At 72.4% G+C, this 17219-nt stretch carries 18 protein-coding genes and 1 riboswitch; of the genes, 9 read left to right on the top strand and 9 right to left on the bottom strand.

The features are described 5' to 3' along the window. The first annotated feature begins 53 nt into the window (after positions 1 to 53). Positions 54 to 1955, top strand: a complete 1902-nt coding sequence (locus ABD481_RS32875; protein WP_344669721.1) for a cell wall-binding repeat-containing protein — start codon at positions 54 to 56, stop codon at positions 1953 to 1955. A 150-nt stretch (positions 1956 to 2105) separates the two neighbouring features. On the opposite strand, the gene ABD481_RS32870 is transcribed toward ABD481_RS32875, so the two are convergent. Further along, positions 2106 to 2540, bottom strand: a complete 435-nt coding sequence (locus tag ABD481_RS32870; protein ID WP_344669720.1) for an RpiB/LacA/LacB family sugar-phosphate isomerase — start codon at positions 2538 to 2540, stop codon at positions 2106 to 2108. Between the two features lie 136 nt (positions 2541 to 2676). Between ABD481_RS32870 and ABD481_RS32865 the strand changes: the two genes are divergently transcribed. Then, the gene (locus tag ABD481_RS32865) at positions 2677 to 3102 is read left to right on the top strand and encodes a RidA family protein (protein WP_344669719.1); all 426 of its coding nucleotides are present in this window, start codon (positions 2677 to 2679) and stop codon (positions 3100 to 3102) included. Between the two features lies 1 nt (position 3103). Here the strand turns inward: ABD481_RS32865 and ABD481_RS32860 are convergent, their stop codons facing one another. From ABD481_RS32860 to ABD481_RS32850, 3 genes are read right to left on the bottom strand one after another with little or no spacing between them, the layout of a single operon-like run. Continuing rightward, the gene (locus ABD481_RS32860) at positions 3104 to 3844 is read right to left on the bottom strand and encodes a (2Fe-2S)-binding protein (RefSeq protein ID WP_344669718.1); all 741 of its coding nucleotides are present in this window, start codon (positions 3842 to 3844) and stop codon (positions 3104 to 3106) included. Between the two features lie 10 nt (positions 3845 to 3854). After that, a complete protein-coding gene (locus tag ABD481_RS32855) occupies positions 3855 to 4745 on the bottom strand; it encodes a CbtA family protein (protein ID WP_344669717.1) in 891 nt (296 codons plus the stop codon). Positions 4746 to 4766: 21 nt separating this feature from the next. After that, complete coding sequence (locus tag ABD481_RS32850) at positions 4767 to 4991, bottom strand: CbtB domain-containing protein (RefSeq protein WP_344669749.1); 225 nt, start codon at positions 4989 to 4991, stop codon at positions 4767 to 4769. A 44-nt stretch (positions 4992 to 5035) separates the two neighbouring features. Next, positions 5036 to 5196, bottom strand: a riboswitch (cobalamin riboswitch). 109 nt (positions 5197 to 5305) lie between these two features. Between ABD481_RS32850 and ABD481_RS32845 the strand changes: the two genes are divergently transcribed. Continuing rightward, positions 5306 to 6844: an MFS transporter gene (locus ABD481_RS32845; RefSeq protein ID WP_344669716.1), complete on the top strand. Its 1539-nt coding sequence runs from the start codon at positions 5306 to 5308 to the stop codon at positions 6842 to 6844. Continuing rightward, complete coding sequence (locus tag ABD481_RS32840) at positions 6841 to 7857, top strand: RNA polymerase subunit sigma-70 (protein ID WP_344669715.1); 1017 nt, start codon at positions 6841 to 6843, stop codon at positions 7855 to 7857. Before ABD481_RS32845 ends, ABD481_RS32840 begins: the two co-directional genes overlap by 4 nt. On the opposite strand, the gene ABD481_RS32835 is transcribed toward ABD481_RS32840, so the two are convergent. Then, positions 7858 to 8496 carry a hemerythrin domain-containing protein gene (locus ABD481_RS32835; RefSeq protein WP_344669714.1) on the bottom strand — a complete coding sequence of 213 codons (639 nt, stop codon included), beginning with the start codon at positions 8494 to 8496 and terminating at the stop codon, positions 7858 to 7860. Between the two features lie 175 nt (positions 8497 to 8671). Between ABD481_RS32835 and ABD481_RS32830 the strand changes: the two genes are divergently transcribed. Beyond that, positions 8672 to 9295 (top strand): hypothetical protein, encoded by a 624-nt coding sequence (locus ABD481_RS32830; RefSeq protein ID WP_344669713.1) that lies wholly within the window; start codon positions 8672 to 8674, stop codon positions 9293 to 9295. Between the two features lie 132 nt (positions 9296 to 9427). Here ABD481_RS32830 and ABD481_RS47490 read toward each other — a convergent pair whose 3' ends face one another. From ABD481_RS47490 to ABD481_RS32820, 3 genes are read right to left on the bottom strand one after another with little or no spacing between them, the layout of a single operon-like run. After that, the gene (locus ABD481_RS47490; protein WP_420716411.1) at positions 9428 to 9502 is read right to left on the bottom strand and encodes a 50S ribosomal protein bL37; all 75 of its coding nucleotides are present in this window, start codon (positions 9500 to 9502) and stop codon (positions 9428 to 9430) included. A gap of 46 nt (positions 9503 to 9548) precedes the next feature. Next, a complete protein-coding gene (locus ABD481_RS32825; RefSeq protein WP_344669712.1) occupies positions 9549 to 9941 on the bottom strand; it encodes a hypothetical protein in 393 nt (130 codons plus the stop codon). Beyond that, complete coding sequence (locus tag ABD481_RS32820) at positions 9938 to 12241, bottom strand: ATP-binding cassette domain-containing protein (protein WP_344669711.1); 2304 nt, start codon at positions 12239 to 12241, stop codon at positions 9938 to 9940. The genes ABD481_RS32825 and ABD481_RS32820 overlap by 4 nt, the downstream gene beginning before the upstream one ends. A 119-nt stretch (positions 12242 to 12360) precedes the next feature. Here ABD481_RS32820 and ABD481_RS32815 point away from each other — a divergent pair, with 119 nt between their 5' ends. Then, positions 12361 to 13062 carry a MerR family transcriptional regulator gene (locus ABD481_RS32815; protein ID WP_344669710.1) on the top strand — a complete coding sequence of 234 codons (702 nt, stop codon included), beginning with the start codon at positions 12361 to 12363 and terminating at the stop codon, positions 13060 to 13062. Here the strand turns inward: ABD481_RS32815 and ABD481_RS32810 are convergent. Continuing rightward, positions 13040 to 13627, bottom strand: coding sequence for a TetR/AcrR family transcriptional regulator (locus ABD481_RS32810; protein WP_344669709.1), 588 nt, complete (start codon positions 13625 to 13627; stop codon positions 13040 to 13042). The two genes, ABD481_RS32815 and ABD481_RS32810, sit on opposite strands and share 23 nt — an antisense overlap. 89 nt (positions 13628 to 13716) lie before the next feature. On the opposite strand from ABD481_RS32810, the gene ABD481_RS32805 reads away from it, so the two are divergent. The 3 genes from ABD481_RS32805 to ABD481_RS32795 all read left to right on the top strand — a co-directional run bounded on the left by ABD481_RS32805 (position 13717) and on the right by ABD481_RS32795 (position 17048). Continuing rightward, positions 13717 to 14295, top strand: a complete 579-nt coding sequence (locus ABD481_RS32805) for a class I SAM-dependent methyltransferase (protein ID WP_344669708.1) — start codon at positions 13717 to 13719, stop codon at positions 14293 to 14295. 10 nt (positions 14296 to 14305) lie between these two features. Further along, positions 14306 to 14683 carry a DUF2218 domain-containing protein gene (locus ABD481_RS32800; RefSeq protein WP_344669707.1) on the top strand — a complete coding sequence of 126 codons (378 nt, stop codon included), beginning with the start codon at positions 14306 to 14308 and terminating at the stop codon, positions 14681 to 14683. 190 nt (positions 14684 to 14873) lie between these two features. After that, positions 14874 to 17048 carry a penicillin acylase family protein gene (locus tag ABD481_RS32795; protein ID WP_344669706.1) on the top strand — a complete coding sequence of 725 codons (2175 nt, stop codon included), beginning with the start codon at positions 14874 to 14876 and terminating at the stop codon, positions 17046 to 17048. The last annotated feature ends 171 nt before the right edge of the window (positions 17049 to 17219 follow it).

The raw sequence follows: 17219 nt of genomic DNA, 5'->3' as shown, positions 1-17219 counted from the left end.
ACAGCGTTCGGGCACATAATCGTGCCCTGACATCCACACCGAGGGGGAACCAGATGAAACGGCGAGCGAGAGCCTGGGCGGTCACCGCGACGTCGGCACTGCTGGCGGCGGCGGGCGTGGAGGCCGCGGTCCCGGCGCACGCCTTCGACACCGCGCCCGGCTCGATCGTCTTCACCCGCACCGGACCGGGCAACACCGGCACCCTGGTGATCACCAACCCCGACGGCTCCGGGGCCCGGGCTTTCCACCCGTCCGGCAACGGGCTGTCGGCGACCTCGCAGATCTTCGAGCCCGCGGTGTCGCCGGACGGCAGCCGCGTCGCGTTCGGCGACCACGACACCGGCGCCATCTGGGTGGCCGGCATCGACGGCACGAACCCGGTGCGGGTCAGCAGCCCGGGGGCGGGCGCCACCGACAGCGAGCCGGCCTGGGCGCCGAGCGGCCGGGAAGTCTACTTCACCCGGCGCGCGGCGGCCGCGCAGATCTTCGTGGCCTGGGCCGACGGCCGCGGCGACCGGTCGCTGTTCTCGCCGACCGGGACCAACGACTTCGAACCCAGCCTCGCGCCCAACGGCGACCTGGCCTTCGTGCGCAGCAGCGGCGGCACGAACAACGTCATGATCTGGAAGTTCGCCGGCACGCCGACGCAGTTCGCGGTCGGCACCTGGCCGGCCTGGTCGCCGGACGGCTCGCGGCTGGCCTACGACCGCGACGCCGCGATCTGGGTGAAGGCGCCCGGCGGGCCGGAGAACCTGATCGGCACCAGCGGCCTGCAGGCGTTCCACCCGTCGTGGTCGGCCGAGGGCAACCGCATCGCCTTCGAGGGCGGCGTGGTCGGGAGCACCCGGCGGATCTGGGTCATCGACGTCCACTCGCTGTCGGAGAACCCGGTGGAGGCCGAGCCCGCGGCCGGCGTGATCGACAACGCGCCGGCCTGGCAGCCGCTGCGCAAGGCGGCGCTGGACCGGGTCGGCGGCCCGGACCGCATCGACACCGCCGTCCGCGCCTCCCACCTCGGCTACGACACCGCGCTGCCCGGCGGCACCGGCCGCAACGGCGGACGGGTCGCGCAGGCGGTGGTCCTGTCCCGGTCCGACACCTTCGCCGACGCCCTGGCCGGCTCGGCGCTGGCCGGCCGGCTCGGCGGCCCGCTGCTGCTGACCGGCACCGGCAGCCTCGACGACCGCACCGCCGCCGAGATCCGCCGCGCCCTGCCGCCCGGCGGCGCGGTCTACCTGCTCGGCGACACCGGCGCCCTGTCCGCGAAGGTGGAGGCGCAGGTCGCAGGGCTCGGATACACCATCCACCGGCTGGCCGGCGCCGACCGGTACGCCACCGCCACGGCCATCGCCGGCGCGGTCAACCCCGCTCCGGACCGGATCCTGGTCGCCACCGGCAACAACTTCCCCGACGCGCTGGCCGCCGGGGCCGCGGCCGCGAGCACCGGCGGCGTGGTGCTGCTGTCCGACGACCGGACGCTGCCCGCGTCCACGGCCGCGTACCTGGCCGCCCACGTCGGCCCGAACACCCAGCTGATCGGGGTCGGCGACCAGGGCGTCGCGGCGCTGCGGACCAGGTTCCCGGCCAACCGGGTGCAGACGGCGGCCGGACCGGACCGGTTCGCCACGGCGGCGGCGGTGGCCAGGACGTTCTTCGTCGCCGGAAGCGCGCCGCACACCGTGGGCCTGGCCACCGGCTACAACTGGCCGGACGCGTTGGCCGGCGGGGCCCTGGTCGGCGCGAACGGCGGGCCGCTGCTGCTGGCCGACAACGCGGCGATTCCGGGGCCGGAGGCGGACTACGTGCGGACCGAGGCCGCGGTGATCGACGAAGTGGTGGTGAGCGGGGACACCGGGGTCGTGCCGGCCGCGGCCGCCTCGGCGCTCGCGAACATGGTGGGCGTGTTCGGGCAGTGGAACTACTTCGCCAACCGGAGCGCGCCGGCGTTGCCGTAGCGGAGGGATTCGGGCGCCCGGCCGGGTGGAGGCGTCAGCTTCTGGCCGGCCGGGCCGCGGTGTCGGACAACGGCATCGGCATCGGCATCGGCATTGGTATTGGCATTGGTGGGCGGGTCTTCGCGTCGCCGCGCAGGTCCCGCTCGCTCGTCAGATCTCTGCGACGTGCTGCACATTCGCGCGGTCCACCGGATCCGCGCTCGGCTCGCCGGCGAACCACGCGTCGAGCATCTCGGCCAGCAACGGCGCCGAGGTCAGCCGCAGGCTCAGCGCCAGGACGTTCGCGTCGGCCCACTTGCGGGCGCCGTCGGCCATCACCGCGTCGGTGCACAGCGCCGCCCGGACGCCCGGGACCTTGTTCGCCGCGATCGACGCCCCGGCACCGGTCCAGCAAGCCACGATCGCCTGATCCGCGTGGCCCTCCGCGACAGCCCGCGCCGCCGCTTCCGAACACCAGGCCCAGTCCGCGCGCTGCTCCGGGTCCAGCGCGCCGAACAGCTCCACCGTGTGGCCGCGGGCTTCGAGCTCCGGCCCGATCTGCGCCGCCACCCCGGCCACCTCGTCCGCCGACACCGCGATCCGCATCGTTCCGCTCCTCGCTCCGCGCCTGTTCCGGGTCCATCGCATTCCTGGCTCCATTGCACCACGCGGCGCCGCTCCGGGCCCGAACGCGCGGGCTTCGATCCCGGTTCCTGTCAGTGACCCATGGCAGCATACGATCATGGACCTCACCAAGATCGCGCTTCTGCGCCCCGCCGGGCTGGTCGCCAGCCCCGCCTTCAGCCACGTCGCCGTCGTCCCGCCCGGCGCCGCCACCGTCTACGTCGGCGGCCAGAACGGCGTCGACGCGGACGGCAAGCTGGTCTCCGACGACGTCGCCGACCAGTCGGCCCGGGCCCTGGACAACGCGGCGGCGGCGCTGGCCGCGGTCGGCGCGACGCTCGCCGACGTCGTGCAGTGGACCGTACTCTTCGTCGACGGCGTGGACCTCCAGACCGCCTACGGCGCCATCGGCCCACGCCTCGGCGCGGCGGCGGCGCAGGCCGGGAACCCGCCGCTGGTGACGGGCGCGCGGGTGGCGGCACTCGGGGTGCCCGGCGCCCTGATCGAGGTGAGCGCGGTCGCGGCGCTGCTGCCCGCGGAATAGCTCACCGAAGCGCGCAGTCCCCGCACAGCGCACCGCGCTGATTCGGCGCGGCCCGGTAGATCAGGCAGCAGTTCCGACGTCGGAAGCTCCCGTCCGCCGCGTACCCCACGCTGCCTGCCAGCTCCGCGCGCGCCAGGAGAACCCCCAGCTCGGCCGTCGCCCGATCCCTCAGTGCCGGCCGTGCCGCCGCCAGCGCCTTGCCGGCGCCGACCAGTGCCGACGCGACGTTCCCTCGCAAGATGTGCCGGTTGACGCCGAACGACGCCATCAGCGTCTCCAACTCCGTGACCACGCCGTCGGTGATCCGGCCGTCGGGCCGGCCGTCGGTGATCCGGCCGTCGGGACGGCCCTCGACCACGGCCTCGTTGATCGACAACGGAAAAGTACTCGCCAAGCCGGGCTGCCATCGCAGGTCCCCGGCCCGCACCGATCCCCGCCACCCGTACAGCACACCCAGTCCGAACAGCGGCGACATCACCCGCGCGACCAGCCCCAAATGCGCCACGGAAGCCGCGACTCGCAGCTCGACCTTCTCAATGTCCTGTCCGCTGCCGGCCGCCAGGTATCCGCGCACGCCCGCGACCCGCTCCGCCATCGCCCCCGGCTCCTCGACCAGCTCGGCGAAGGGACGCCACGGCGCCTCGCACGACTCCGAGCCGGCGTGGAACGCGGCGCCGAAGTACGGCCCCAGCGCTGCGAGCTCCTCACTCACCAGCGCCAGGGCCGGAACTCCGTTCGTCACCCGGCAATCCTCACACCGCCGCGGGCATCGCGCCCGCATTCCCGGCGGCCTCGGCGTTGCCCGGCGTCCCGGTCGCGGGCTGCATCGCCGGGCGGAGCACCCGTTCGGCCATCGGCCCGAAGGCCAGGCCGAGGGTGCCCCACAGCAGCGCCTGCGCCAGGATCGAGTAGAGCCGGAACGAGAACAGCACGTCGGCCGGGAAGCCCGGGTAGACGATCGCGCCCTTGCCGTCGGTCAGCGGCAGCGGCGTCTCGCTCGCGTGGTGCCCGAACTCGCGGACGTTCGCCGACAGTTCTCCGAGCGAGGGCAGGACCGCCATCACGATGCCGATCGCCGCCGCGAAGCCGACAGCGGCCAGCACCGTCGCGTTCCAGTTCCCGAACCGGGCCGCGAGTCGGCGACCGGCCCACACCGCCGCGAACAGGAACGCCAGCGAACAGGCCACCATCGCCAAATAGAGCAGCCCCCGGGCGCGGATGGTGTCCGGATGCCCGATCGCCGGCGGGTTGGCCGGGTACTTCAGGAACGGCACGAGGTAGAACCCGGCGAACCCGGCCCCCGCCACCAGCAGCGCCAGCGGTTTGGGCTGGATCCGGCCGACCCGGCCCAGGCACAGCAGATAGGCGACCGCGAACAGTCCGCCCATCGCCGCCCCGAAGCCGATCATCCCGACCCCGATACCGATATCGGCCTGCACGGTACGGCTGAACAGGTCCGGATCGGCAGCGTCCGCCGGCAACCCGGCGGCCTGGTTCAGCGCGGCCTGCGCCGCGTCCCGGCCGCTCTCGTAGGCGATCGCCTTGTCGATGACCGACTCGGCGAACACCCGCGCGAACAGGAACGCGAGCAGACCGGCGAGCGCGCCGGCCAGCAGGCCGCGCGCGATGATGCGCTTTTCCATCAGAGCACTGACCCTCGCGGCTCAGTGGCAGGGGAAGCCGAGCAGGTGGCGGGCATCGTGCACGAACTCGTGCAGATGCATGTCCCCGCCGAAGACGGAGAACGCGCCCTGGTCCACGCCGATGAAGTAGTACGCCAGCAGCGCGAACAGCATCGTGCCGCCGATCCACAGCCGCGCCGTGGCCGCGGAGACCACCAGCGGCGTCGGAACCGAGACCGGGGAGGCCGGGGCAGGGGAAACAGGCATGGTGCTCATAGAGAGCCCTCCTTCGGGATCTTGCGTCCCTGTTCGATGGAGCGGGTCGACCGGGGAGGGTCTGACTCACCCGCCCGCTTCGACTGCCCGACGAAGCAGGGGGCTCACAGTGGCGCGACCGTGCCGGAATTGCACCGGCTTCCTGTCCCAGTACCTTGCTTGGGCAGCGTAGGGCCGCGCACGCACCGCGTCAAAGAGATGTCGATCACCGGGTCGGCCGCGCGCGACGATTTTCGGCTCCGCCGCCGGTACATATCCGCGGGTGCTTCGCCGGGAAGCCCCGAGCGGAGACCGGAGGTCCGGGAGTGAGCAGGGAAAAAACGAGTGCGGCGGAGGCCGCGGGTTCGGCGGACACCGCCACCCCGCGCATGACCGCGCCCCAGCGCTGGACCCTCGCCCTGGCCTCGGTGGCCTCGCTGATGGTGGTCCTGGACATGCTGGTCGTCACCACGGCGCTGAACAAGATCCGCCTCGACCTCGGCGCGTCGATGGCCGAGTTGGAGTGGACGATCACCGCGTTCACACTGAGCTTCGCGGTGCTGCTGATGCCGGCCTCCGCCCTCGGCGACCGCCTGGGCCGCCGCCGGATGTTCCTCACCGGCATCGCGATCTTCACCGTCGCCTCGGCGGCCTGCGCGCTCGCCCCGGACACCGGGCTGCTGATCGGGGCCCGCGCCGTCCAGGGCGTCGGCTCGGCGCTGATCATGCCGCACGCGATGGTGCTGCTCAGCGTGGCCTTCCCGGGCCGCCAGCGGGCCAAGGCGCTGGGGACGTTCAGCAGCGTGACGGGCCTGGGCACGGTCGGCGGACCGGTGGTCGGCGGCGCGATCACCCAGGGGCTCGACTGGCACTGGATCTTCTGGGTGAACGTGCCGATCGGGCTGCTGCTGATGCCGCTGGCGCGCGCCAAAACGGCGGAGAGCACCGGCCCGGCGCGGCGGCTGGACGTCGCAGGCCTCGTCCTCGTCACTGGCGCCGCGTTCGGCCTGGTCTGGGGCCTGGTGCGGGGCAACGCCGTCGGCTGGGCCGGCGCGGAGACGGTCGGCACGCTGGCGGCGGGCGGCGTCCTGGCGGTCGCCTTCGTCGTCTGGGAGCTGCGGGTCGACGCGCCGATGCTGCCGATGCGGTTCTTCCGCGTCCCGGCGTTCTCCGGCGGCAACGCGGCCGGGTTCCTGATGTACGCCACGACGGTCGGCGTCACGTTCCTGCTCACGCAGTATCTCCAGGTCGGCCTCGGCTACGACCCGCTGGCCACCGGTCTGCGCCTGATCCCGTGGACGCTGACGCTGACGCTCATCGCCCCGATCACCGGCGCCCTGGTCCCGCGGGTCGGCGAGCGGCCGCTGCTGGTCGGCGGGCTCACGCTGCTCGCGGTCGCGATGGGCTGGATCGCGCTGATCGCCGGCCCGGACCGGGGCTACGCGGTGCTGGTCGCGCCGCTGGTGCTCGGCGGCTGCGGCTTGTCGTTCGCAATGCCCGCCGCGCAGAACGCGGTGCTCGGCGCGGTGCCGCCGGCGGCGGTCGGGGCGGCGAGCGGCGTGTTCAACACCTTGCGCCAGCTGGGGAGCACGTTCGGCGTCGCGATCCTGGCGGCGGTCTTCGCGGCGAACGGCGGCTACGGCTCGGCGAAGGCGTTCGGCGACGGCTTCGACGCGGCGATGAAGGTCGCGGCGGCGCTGGCGTTGGGGGCGGCGGTCGCGGGATGGTGGACGCCGAGCCGGCGTTCACGGGCGGCGGCGGCGACTTCGGGCTCTGACAATCCGGCCTCTGACAACCCGGCCTCTGACAACCCGGCCGCCGCCACGGCCCCGCCCCGATCGGAGACCCCGGTGGGATCACGATGACCAGCACGGGCAACGCGGCGAGCGCGGTGGTGATGAGCACGATGGCGGCAAACACAGTGGCGACGAGCGAGGAGTTCGCGGTCCGGACCGACCCGCTGCGCGGCGAGCTCCTGGCGCACTGCTACCGGATGCTCGGCTCGGTCCACGACGCCGAGGACCAGTTGCAGGAGACGCTGCTGCGGGCCTGGCGCGCCTACGACCAGTACGACCCGCGGCGCGCGGCCCTGCGGACCTGGCTCTACCGCATCGCCACCAACACCTGCCTGACGGCGCTGGAGCAGCGCAGCCGCCGTCCGCTGCCCTCCGGTCTCGGCGCGCCCGGCGACGACCCCGACGCCCCGATGGTTCGCGGCGAGGAAGTGCCCTGGCTCCAGCCGATCCCGGACGCTCTGCTGGGCGATCCGGCCGGGGTGGCGTCGTCGCGGCACACGCTCCGGCTGGCGTTCCTGGCCGCGTTGCAGCTCCTGCCGGCGCGGCAGCGGGCGGTGCTGATCCTGCGCGACGTGCTGGACTGGCCCGCCGCCGAAGTCGGCAAGGCGCTGGAGATGACCACCACCGCCGTCCACAGTGCCCTGCGACGCGCGCGGGCCCGCCTCGCGACGGCCGGGCTCGGCGAGGACCAGGTCGGCGAACCGCACAGTCCCGACGAGCGCGCGCTGGTCGAGCGGTACGTCGCGGCGTTCGAGAGCGCGGACCTGGTGGCGTTGGAGAAGCTGCTGACCGACGACGTGCTGCTGGAGATGCCGCCGATGCTCGGCTGGTACGTCGGCCGCGAGCACTACGTGCGCTTCATCGCCCGCCTCTTCACGCTCCGGGGGGCGGTGTGGCGGATGGTTCCGGTGGCCGCGAACGGCCATCCGGCGGTGGCCGCGTACGTCCGCGCGCCCGACGGGGACGGCTTCGTGCTGAACACGGTGCAGGTCTTCGAGATCAGCGACGGCCGGATCAGCCGGAACACAGCGTTCCGCGACGCGGAAGTTTTCGCGGTGTTCCGGCTGCCGGAGCGGATCTGATCAGGCCCAGGGGTGCCGGGCCTGGTACCGCCCCTCCCACAGCAGCCGGTTGAGCACCTTCACCGGGGCCGGCAGCGCGTTGAAGAGGGCGGTGCGCTGGTCCGGACGCGCACCGTCGAGCATCCACGGCACGTAGGCGGCGGCGCCGGACAGCTTCTGCTTGCGGGCCATGGCCTTGCTGAAGTCGGCCCAGTCCTTGGGCTCCAGCACCCGCTGGATCAGCGGGAGCGCCGCCTCCTCCTCGTGGCGCATGTGGCCGCGGAGCCCGACGTCCAGGCCGGCGACGATCTCCGGCAGCGCGACGGACCGCTGCGCCATCGCGACGTCGACCGCTTCCAGCAGCCCGTCCAGCCGGCCGTGCTCGGCGGCCATCGCGGCCAGGATCTCCGCGGCGTCGGCCGCGTCGGCGCGGCCGGCCGAGGCGGCGGTGACGCGCGGCCACAGCGTCTCGTCCTCGACGGAGTGGTGGACGTGCAGCTGGCGCTTGAAGTTGGCCCATCCGGCCTGGACGCCGATGCTGTCCGCGCGGTCGGCCTGGGCCGCCTGGCGGAGCCGGTCCAGGTCGCGACGGAACGCGTCGTGGGTCAGGTACATCATGGTGAAGTCGATGCGCCCGGTCGCGGGCTCGGTCGTGGTCATGGCTGGACTCCCCGAGTGGGTGTGGCCCTGGGTGCGGACCTCCATTTTACTACGAGACTCATACTACATGAAGTTCTGATTGTCAGAGAGTCGTAGCAATAGGCGGAGGGGAGCCCGCCCGGGGCGGACACGCTACGGTGCCGGTGTGAAGATCCCAGGGGGCATAACCGGAATAGTGACCTTGACCGTTGCGAGCACCGCTCTGGCGGCCTGCGGGAGTTCGGACTCGAAGATCTCCGTCGACAAGCTGCAGAAAGCCGCCGACAAGGTGATCGCGGCACCGGCGGACCCGTGCCCTTTGGGCTTCGACGTCAACGCCGCGTTGAAGAAGGCCGGAATCGCCGCCACCGCGAAGCCCGGGGAGGAAGGCAGGTCCGACACCGCCGCCGTGGACGCCGACAGCACCACGAACGCCCAGGCCGACTCACCGCTCAAACAACGTGGCGCCAGCATCCTCACCTGCCACTACACCCTCTCCACCGGCGGATACCTCACCGCGGCGGTCGCGGGCGTGCACACCGGCACCGCGATCTCTCTGATGGCACCGCTGTTGCAGCACGACGGGCAGATCTCCCGATCCGACCTGGAGACGTACATCACGCAGAAGTTCACCGCCGGACACGCCCTGACCTCGCCCGGCGGCGGCCTGGTCGCGGTCGCCAAGCTCGACGCCTCCGGCGGCGACGCGCTGGTGGAGGTGACGTCCGAGGCGGTCGACACCAATGCCGACCACGGTCCGCTCGTCGGCGAGCCGCTGCGCGCGCTGACCGACGCGCTGGCGAAGCAGGTGAAGGTCTAGATGATTGATTCCTGGGGGGCGCCACCCCCAGGAATCAATCATCCAGGCCGCCCGACCCGCCCACGACAAGGCCCCGCGCCCGAAGCCGACCGGTGAGTCAGCCAAGGGCGCGGGGCCTACGCGTCACTCCGCTCAGGAGTTGGGGCGCTTGCCGTGGTTGGCCTTCTTCTTACGACGGGCCCGCTTCTTGTTGCCGCGCTTCGCCATGTCTGTCCTCCTTAATCCGCCCGGAGATCCCGGGCTTCGGGCAAGTCTATGATCCGGCCGCCACCTGCTTGCGCGCCCGGTCCCGGACACGCCGGGCGATGACCTGGGTGGCTGACAGGTTCCGACCGGTCGCGACGGTCATCACCGGCGGGATCACCTCCAGCCCGTGGTACAACGCCTCGACCAGCTGCAAGAAGCTCATGAGCCCGGCCACATCGACGCCGAGCGGCTCGGTCTTGGCCTGCCGAGTGGGAACATCCAGAACCAGCGGCCCGCCCAGCGCGGAGACCGCCGTTCGGAGGACTCGCAGCTCAGCGGCGGCCGTCGCCGCGACCGGACGCGGATCGTAGGGACGATCCGCGCGGAACGGCAACGCCTGGAAAGCCTCGGCAACCCGGCCCGCCGACTCCGCGACGGTCTTGAGGAATTCAGGATTCACGAGATCAGCTCGCCTTCGACCGCGCGCCGCAAGAACTCTGCGGTATGCGAACCCTGAGTCGCGAGCAGTCCGGCGGGCGTTCCCTCGTAGACCAGTCGGCCACCGCCGAGGCCCGCTTCCGGTCCCAGGTCGACGATCCAGTCGGCGTGGGCGACCAGGTCCAGGTTGTGCTCGATCACGATCACCGTGGCGCCGTGGCCGTCGATCAGTCGGTCCAGGGCCCCGAGCAGGCGGTGCACGTCGCTCATGTGCAGGCCGGTCGTCGGTTCGTCGAGTACGTAGACGCCGCCGGGCTCGGACAGGTGGCCGGCCAGTTTCAGCCGTTGGCTCTCGCCGCCGGACAGCGTTGTCAGCGGTTGGCCGAGGCGCAGGTAGTCCAGCCCGACTGTGGCCAGTGCGCTGAGGATTCCGGCCAGGCGCCGGTCGGTGGTGAAGAACTCCGCCGCCTCGGCGACGGTCGTCTCCAGGACGTCGCCGATGGACAGCGCGCGCCGGCCGGGGCCGGTCAGCGTGTAGCTCAGCACCTCGTCGGTGAAGCGGCGGCCGTGGCAGGCCGGGCAGGTCATGGTCACGGTGTCCAGGTAGGCCAGGTCCTGCTCGATCACGCCGAGTCCGGCGCACTCCGGGCAGGCGCCGGCGGAGTTGGCGCTGAACAGCGCCGCGGCGACGCCGTTGGCCTTGGCGAAGGCCTTGCGGATCGGGTCCAGCGCGTTGGTGTAGGTGGCGACCGTGGAGCGGCGGTTGGCCCCGGGGGCGGACTGGTCGACGGCGACCACATCAGGGTGCTGTCTGCGCAATACCTGTGCCAGCGACGATTTGCCGGATCCCGCGACGCCGGTCAGCACGGTGAGCACGCCGGTCGGGAAGTCGACGTCGAAGCCGGCGAGGTTGTGGGCCCGGGCCTCGGCGACCCGCAGTTTCCCGGCCGGCCGGCGGACCTGGGCGTCCGGCTTCAGGCGCACCGGGGCGTCGAGGAAGCGGCCGGTGAGGGTGTCGGAGGCGCGCAGGCCCGCGACGTCGCCGACGTACCCGATCAGGCCGCCCGCCGCGCCGGCGCCCGGTCCGAGGTCGATGACGTGGTCGGCGGCGATGATGATGTCCCGGTCGTGTTCGACGACCAGCACGCTGTTCCCCTTGTCCCGCAAGGCGCGCAGCAGGTCGGTCATCCGCGAGACGTCGCGCGGGTGCATGCCGATGCTCGGCTCGTCGAACACGTAAAGCAGATCATTGAGACTGGAGGCCAGCTGCCGGACCAGCTTCACCCGCTGCGCCTCGCCGCCGGACAGGCTCGCGGTCCGGCGGTCCAGGCTCAGGTAGCCCAGCCCGATGTCGACCAGGTCGCCCAGCCGGCCGCGCAGGGCGGTCATCAGCGGCGCGACCGCCGGGTCGGTGAACCGGTCCAGGGCCGTCACCAGTTCGGTGGCGGCGAGCGCCGACAGGTCGGCGATGGTGTGTCCGGCGACCCGGCTGGACAGCGCGAGCGGCGACAGGCGGGTGCCTTCGCAGTCCGGGCACGGCGCGGTGGTGGTGTGGGCGTCGACGAGTTTGCGGGTCCGCGTGCTGCGGGTCTCAGGATCCTGATCGAGGTAGAGGCGCCGGAATTTGGTGACGGCGCCTTCGAAGGAGGCGTTGTAGGCCTGGCCCTGGAACTCCATCGCGACCATGCCGTCGTCGGCGTGGAGCAGGTCGTGGAGTTCGGTGTCGGTGTAGGCGGCGACCGGGCGCTCGGGGTCGAAGCGTCCGGAGTTGACGAGGATCTGCCAGTTCCGGCTGCCGACGGCGAAGACCTCGCTGCGCAGCGCGCCGCCGTTGAGGGAGCGCGAGCGGTCCAGGAACGTGTCCAGGTCGACGACGGTGGTCTCGCCAAGCCCGGAGCACGCGGGGCACATTCCGGCCGGCATGTTGAAGGAGAACGCGTCGGGGTTGGGGACGGACGGCTCCCCGGCGCGGCTGAACAGCAGCCGCAGCAGGGGTGCGATGTCGGTGATGGTGCCCACGGTGCTGCGCGCGCCGCCGCGCAGCCGTCGTTGGTCGACGGTGATGACGGCGGGCAGGTGGTCGACGGCGTCCACGGCGGGGCGGGACAGCGCGGGCAGGAAGCCGCGGACGAAGGCGGGCAGGGTCTCGTTGAGCTGGCGGCGGGCCTCCACCGCGATGGTGTCGAAGACGAGGGAGGACTTGCCGGAGCCGGACACGCCGGTGACGGCGGTCAGGAGGCGTTTGGGGACGGCCGCGTCGACGGCTTGCAGGTTGTGTTCTCGGGCTCCACGGACCTCGATCCATTCCGTCACATTTGGCATGATTGAAGTTTATCTTTGAAGTTCCTGTGTGGACTTTTGAGTGCCGTAGCGCGATCAGTGGCCCAAAAGTTTAAACTCCTGGGTGAAAGCATGAGGTCGAAGAGAAAGGCGGGCCCACGATGCGTCCGGTCGATCTCGCGCGGGCCGCAGGCGTCTCGTCGCAGCAGGTGCGCAATCTTGAGGCCTTGGGCGTACTGCCCGAGGCGGAACGCAGCGACACCGGGTACCGCCGCTACGACGAGCGTCATCTGGCGGCGCTGCTCGCGTACAACGCCCTGACCCCCGGCATGGGCGCGCCCGACGCCCGGGAGTTGATGAGGGCCCTCGGCGCGGGATCGGTCGACGATGCGCTGGCCCGGCTGGACGCGGCGCACGCGAGTCTGCACCAGGGCCGGGCCTCCCTGGTCGAGATCGAGAAGACGCTCGGCGCGGTGAGTCAGGGACCTGCGAACGAGGATTCGGGCGGTCTGCGCGTCGGCGAGGTGGCGCGGCTGCTGGGGGTGCGGCCCTCGGCGTTGCGGGTGTGGGAGTCAGCCGAGCTGCTGACGCCGTCCCGGGAGCCCGGTACCGGATATCGGCTGTACAGCGCCCAGGACGTGCGCGATGCGCGGGTCGTTCACACCCTGCGTCAGAGCCACTACTTGTTCGACCGGATCCGTCCGATCGTCGAAGGACTTCGGCGGTCCGGCGGGACGGAGGAGCTGAAGGTGGCGTTGGCGGAGCGGCGCGCGATGCTGGACCGCCGTGCTCTGGCGTTGCTGGAAGCCTCGGCGCTGGTGTGGCGGTATCTGACCCGGCTCAGCCCGCCAGCCCGGCCATGACGACCATGACCAGCCGATCGGCCGCCGCCTTCGAGGACAGCGCCTTCGAGGACGGCGCCGCCGCGCCGCCGAGCGCGTTCAGGCAGTAGGCGGCCAGTTCGGCGGCCGGGACGTCCGTACGGACCTGGCCCCGGTCGGCGGCCTCGCCGATCAGGACGCTGAGGAAGTCTTCGAGGTGCGCGTGCGCGCGGCGGACGTGGTCGGTGCCGTGCAGCGCCGCCGCCAGGTCGGCCCCGTCGGCGTGGCCGCGGACCCGGCGGTTGCGGTGGGCGTAGGTGCGCAGGACGGTCTCCAGGATGTCGGCCTCGTCCACATCGGAGGCGGCCTCGGCCAGTTCCAGCAGGTGGGTGACGACCTGGCGCTGGTGCCAGGCGGTCAGGATCGAGGCGACGTCCGGGAAGTACTTGTAGAGCGTCGCGCGGCCGATGCCGCCGGCCTGGGCGATGCCGGACATGGTGACGGCCGTCAGACCGCGTTCGGTGGCCAGGGCCGCGGTGGCGTCCAGGATCGCGTCGCGGACGGCGTCGCGATGCTCGGCGACGGTCTCGCTCCAGAGCTTCGGCATGAGCCCATCGTATACGCCACTGCGTACACAGTGCCCACGGTCAAAACAAACTGTATTGACAGAGACACTCTGTATCGCAAAATGGAGCCATGGAAGCTCACGGCACAGCCACGCCGCCTTGGGACCTCGGCCGTCCGCAACCCGCGCTCGCGGCGCTGGCCGAGGCAGGCGGATTCGACGGCCGGGTCCTGGATGTCGGCTGCGGAAGCGGGGAGAACGCGCTGATGATCGCGGCGCTGGGCCTGGAAACCGTGGGGCTCGACATCGACTCCTCCGCGGTGGACGACGCCCGGCGCAAGGCCCACGAACGGAGGCTCGACCACCGAGCCGCCTTTCTCCGCTTCGACATACGCCGACTGGACGAGTTGGGCGAAGTCTTCGACACGGTGCTGGACTCGTTGGTGTTCCACGCCTTCGACGACCGGGCCCGCCAGAACCACGCCGACGGTTTACGAACGGTGCTGCGGCCGGGCGGCCGACTGCATGTCCTCTGCTACAGCGACCGGCATACGGCCCCGCCCAACGTTCCGCACGCCGTCTCGCTCACCGACATCGACACCGTGTTCCGCGACGGCTGGAGCGTCGACGACGTCACGGCCACGACCAGCGCCTCGACTTTGCATCCCGACGGTGTCGCCGCCTGGCTCATCGCCTGTACCCGACGCTAGGAGGACTCCGATGCCTGTTGTCCGCGCCACCGTCCATACGCCCCGCGCCGCCCGCTATCTGGCCCAGTTGCTCTCGCACACCCGGCACCTCGATACCGGAGGCATGCATCGTCGGGGCAACCATGCCGGGCCCGCGACCGCCCACACAGCGTCCATCGTCGAAACCACGGCCGGCGACGCCGAAGCCACCGACGAATCCGCCGCCGAATGCACCACCGGCCGCGTCACCCTCGGCGGCGCCTCCTGCGACCTGACCGCCGGCCCGACCGCCCTCACCCTCGTCGTCACCGCCGACGACCTCGACCAGCTGCGGAGCCTGCAAGCCTCCGTCACCCGCACCCTGGAACGGATCGGCCGACGGGACCGCCTGGAAGTGGCGTGGGAGTGATCTCGGACACCGCGTCCCGTCGCGTCCGGCCGCCCGACCACACCCGATCCATAGCAGAGCCCTGCCGGATTATGCCTGCTCCAGGCGTCGTATGACCGCTCGACCGCCACGCGGCCGCCAGCCGACCACACCCCGCGCCGTGGCATCCCCTCCTGCCGATCGCGAGCAGCGCCATGCAGAATGAACGACCATGGAGGCATATCGCGACCAGCACGGCATCCCCCACGTCCGCGCGGCGTCCCCCGAGGAGGCGTTCCAGGCCCAGGGCCGCGTCGCCGCCTTGGACCGGGGGCTTCAGATGGAGTTCGTCCGTCGCAGAGCCCTGGGCACGTGGGCGGAGGTCGTCGGCGCGCGGGCCGTCCGCGACGACACGTTCGTGCGGCGGGTCGGCCTGACGGCCGCGGCCCGCCGCTCCTACGAGGCGCTGGGCGCCCCGGCCAAGGCGATGCTCGCCGCGTACGCCGCGGGGGTGAACGCGGTGCTCGCCGACCGCCTGCGGGACAGCGATCTGCCGGCCGCGCCGGAGCCCTGGGAGCCGTGGCACTGCGTGGCGGTCTACCTGGGCCGGCACGTCGGCATGGGCAGCATGGCGCACAAGCTGTTCCGCACCGCGCTGCTCCCGATCGCGCCGGCCGACCTGGTCTGGCGGATCCGCTCCAACGCCCGCGAGGAGCTGATGGTGGTGCCGACCGGGGACCGGCGGCGGGTGGACACCGCCGGGCCGCCGGCCGGGCACGGGGACCGGGTCCGCGCCTGGCTGAACGGGCTGTCGGAGGTCGAGACGGTGGCCGCGGCGGCCGACCCGGCGGCCGGCAGCAACAACTGGGTGGTCTCCGGCGCGCACACCGCCTCCGGCCGCCCGCTGCTGGCCGGCGATCCGCACCGGCCGTTCGAGACCCCGGGCCCGTACTGGCAGAACCACGTGTCCTGCGACGCCTTCGACGCGATCGGCCTGGCCTTCCCCGGCGTGCCGGCGTTCCCGCACTTCGGCCACTCCGCCCACGTGGCCTGGGGCATCACCCACGGCATGGCCGACGACCAGGACCTGTACGTGGAGAACCTGGACCGGCTGGCGGCGCACACCGAGCTGATCCGGGTGCGCGGCGGCGAGCCGGTGGAGATCACCGTGCACACCGGTGCGCACGGCGGCGTCGTGGTGCAGGACGCCGCCGCGAACACCGGCCTGGCGCTGCGCTGGACCGGTATCGCCGAGACCGACCGCACCCTGGACTGCCTGCTGCCGATGCTGACCGCGACCTCGGTCGCCGAGTTCGACGAGGTGATGCGCGGCTGGTCGGTGCCGGTGGACCACCTGATGACCGCCGACGTGCACGGCGCCGTCGGCTACCGGCTGCGCGGCCGGGTCCCGCGGCGGCACGAGGCCAACGCCTGGGCGGCGGTGCCGGGCTGGGAGGCCGAGTACGCCTGGACCGGCTGGGTCCCGTTCGACGACATGCCCGCGGCCCGCGATCCGCAGGAGGGGCTGCTGGTCTCGGCGAACAACCGGCCGACCGCCGACAGCACCCCGTACATCGCCCACGACTTCGCCGGCCCGGCCCGCGCCACCCGGATCCTGGAGCTGCTGCGCGAGGCGGTGGCGGCCGGCGGCGGCCTGGACCGCGCCGCGATGCAGCGGATCCACGCCGACGTGACGTCGCTGACGGCGCTGGAGTTCATCGGCGCGCTGGAGCACGTCAAGGCCGCCGAGGGCAGCCGCCGCGCCCGCCTGCTGGAGCTCCTGCGCTCCTGGGACGGCCGCATGGACCTGGGCTCGGTGGCCGCCACCGTCTACACCGAGACCCGCCGCGAACTGCTGGCGACCGCCCCGCTGCCGGACGCCGGGGACTCGCACGCCCAGCTGCTGACCCACCAGCAGCGCACCGGCACGCTGTGGCTGTCGTTCCAGGCCCTGCTGGCCGGCGCCCGCGAGGGCGACACCAGTATCTTCGGCGCCTGGCCGGAGGCGGTCGGCGCGGCGCTGGACCGGGCGGCCGAGCACCTGGAGACCGAACTCGGCGCCGACACCGACGACTGGACCTGGGGCCGGCTGCACCAGTGCCGGTTCACGGCGCTGCTGCCCGGGGTCCCGGCGCTGCCCGGCCGACCGGTCCCCGGCGACAACGAGACGGTGCGCGCCGCGGGCCTGCACGGGATAGAGACCACCGCCGCGAGCTCCGGCTCCGTCGCCCGCTACGTCTTCGACCTCGGCGACTGGAACGCCAGCGCCTGGGTGGTCCCGGAGCAGACCGAGGAGTGGTACGGGGCGCGCCTGGTCCCGATGCTGTTCGACTGGGACGTGATCGAGAGCGTGGGCACGCCGATCGTGCTGGCCGACGCCGCGGACCTGGAGAGCGCCGGGCGCTGAGCCCGACGGCGCCGGGCCGACCCGGGTTCCGGCGAAGGGCCGGTGAACATCTCGTTCACCGACCCTTCGCCGTCAATCTCAGGGAAAGCATCGCTCCGTACACCTCCCGAATATCGCAGAACACTCATATCCTGACCCCAGGCCGGGGTGGATCAAGCGGGCCGGAGCAGC

The sequence above is a fragment of the Catenulispora yoronensis genome (genome assembly GCF_039531695.1).
Taxonomy (GTDB): Bacteria; Actinomycetota; Actinomycetes; order Streptomycetales; family Catenulisporaceae; genus Catenulispora; species Catenulispora yoronensis.
Note: the sequence above shows the minus strand (reverse complement) of the source record. Positions and strands in the feature narration are given on the sequence as shown.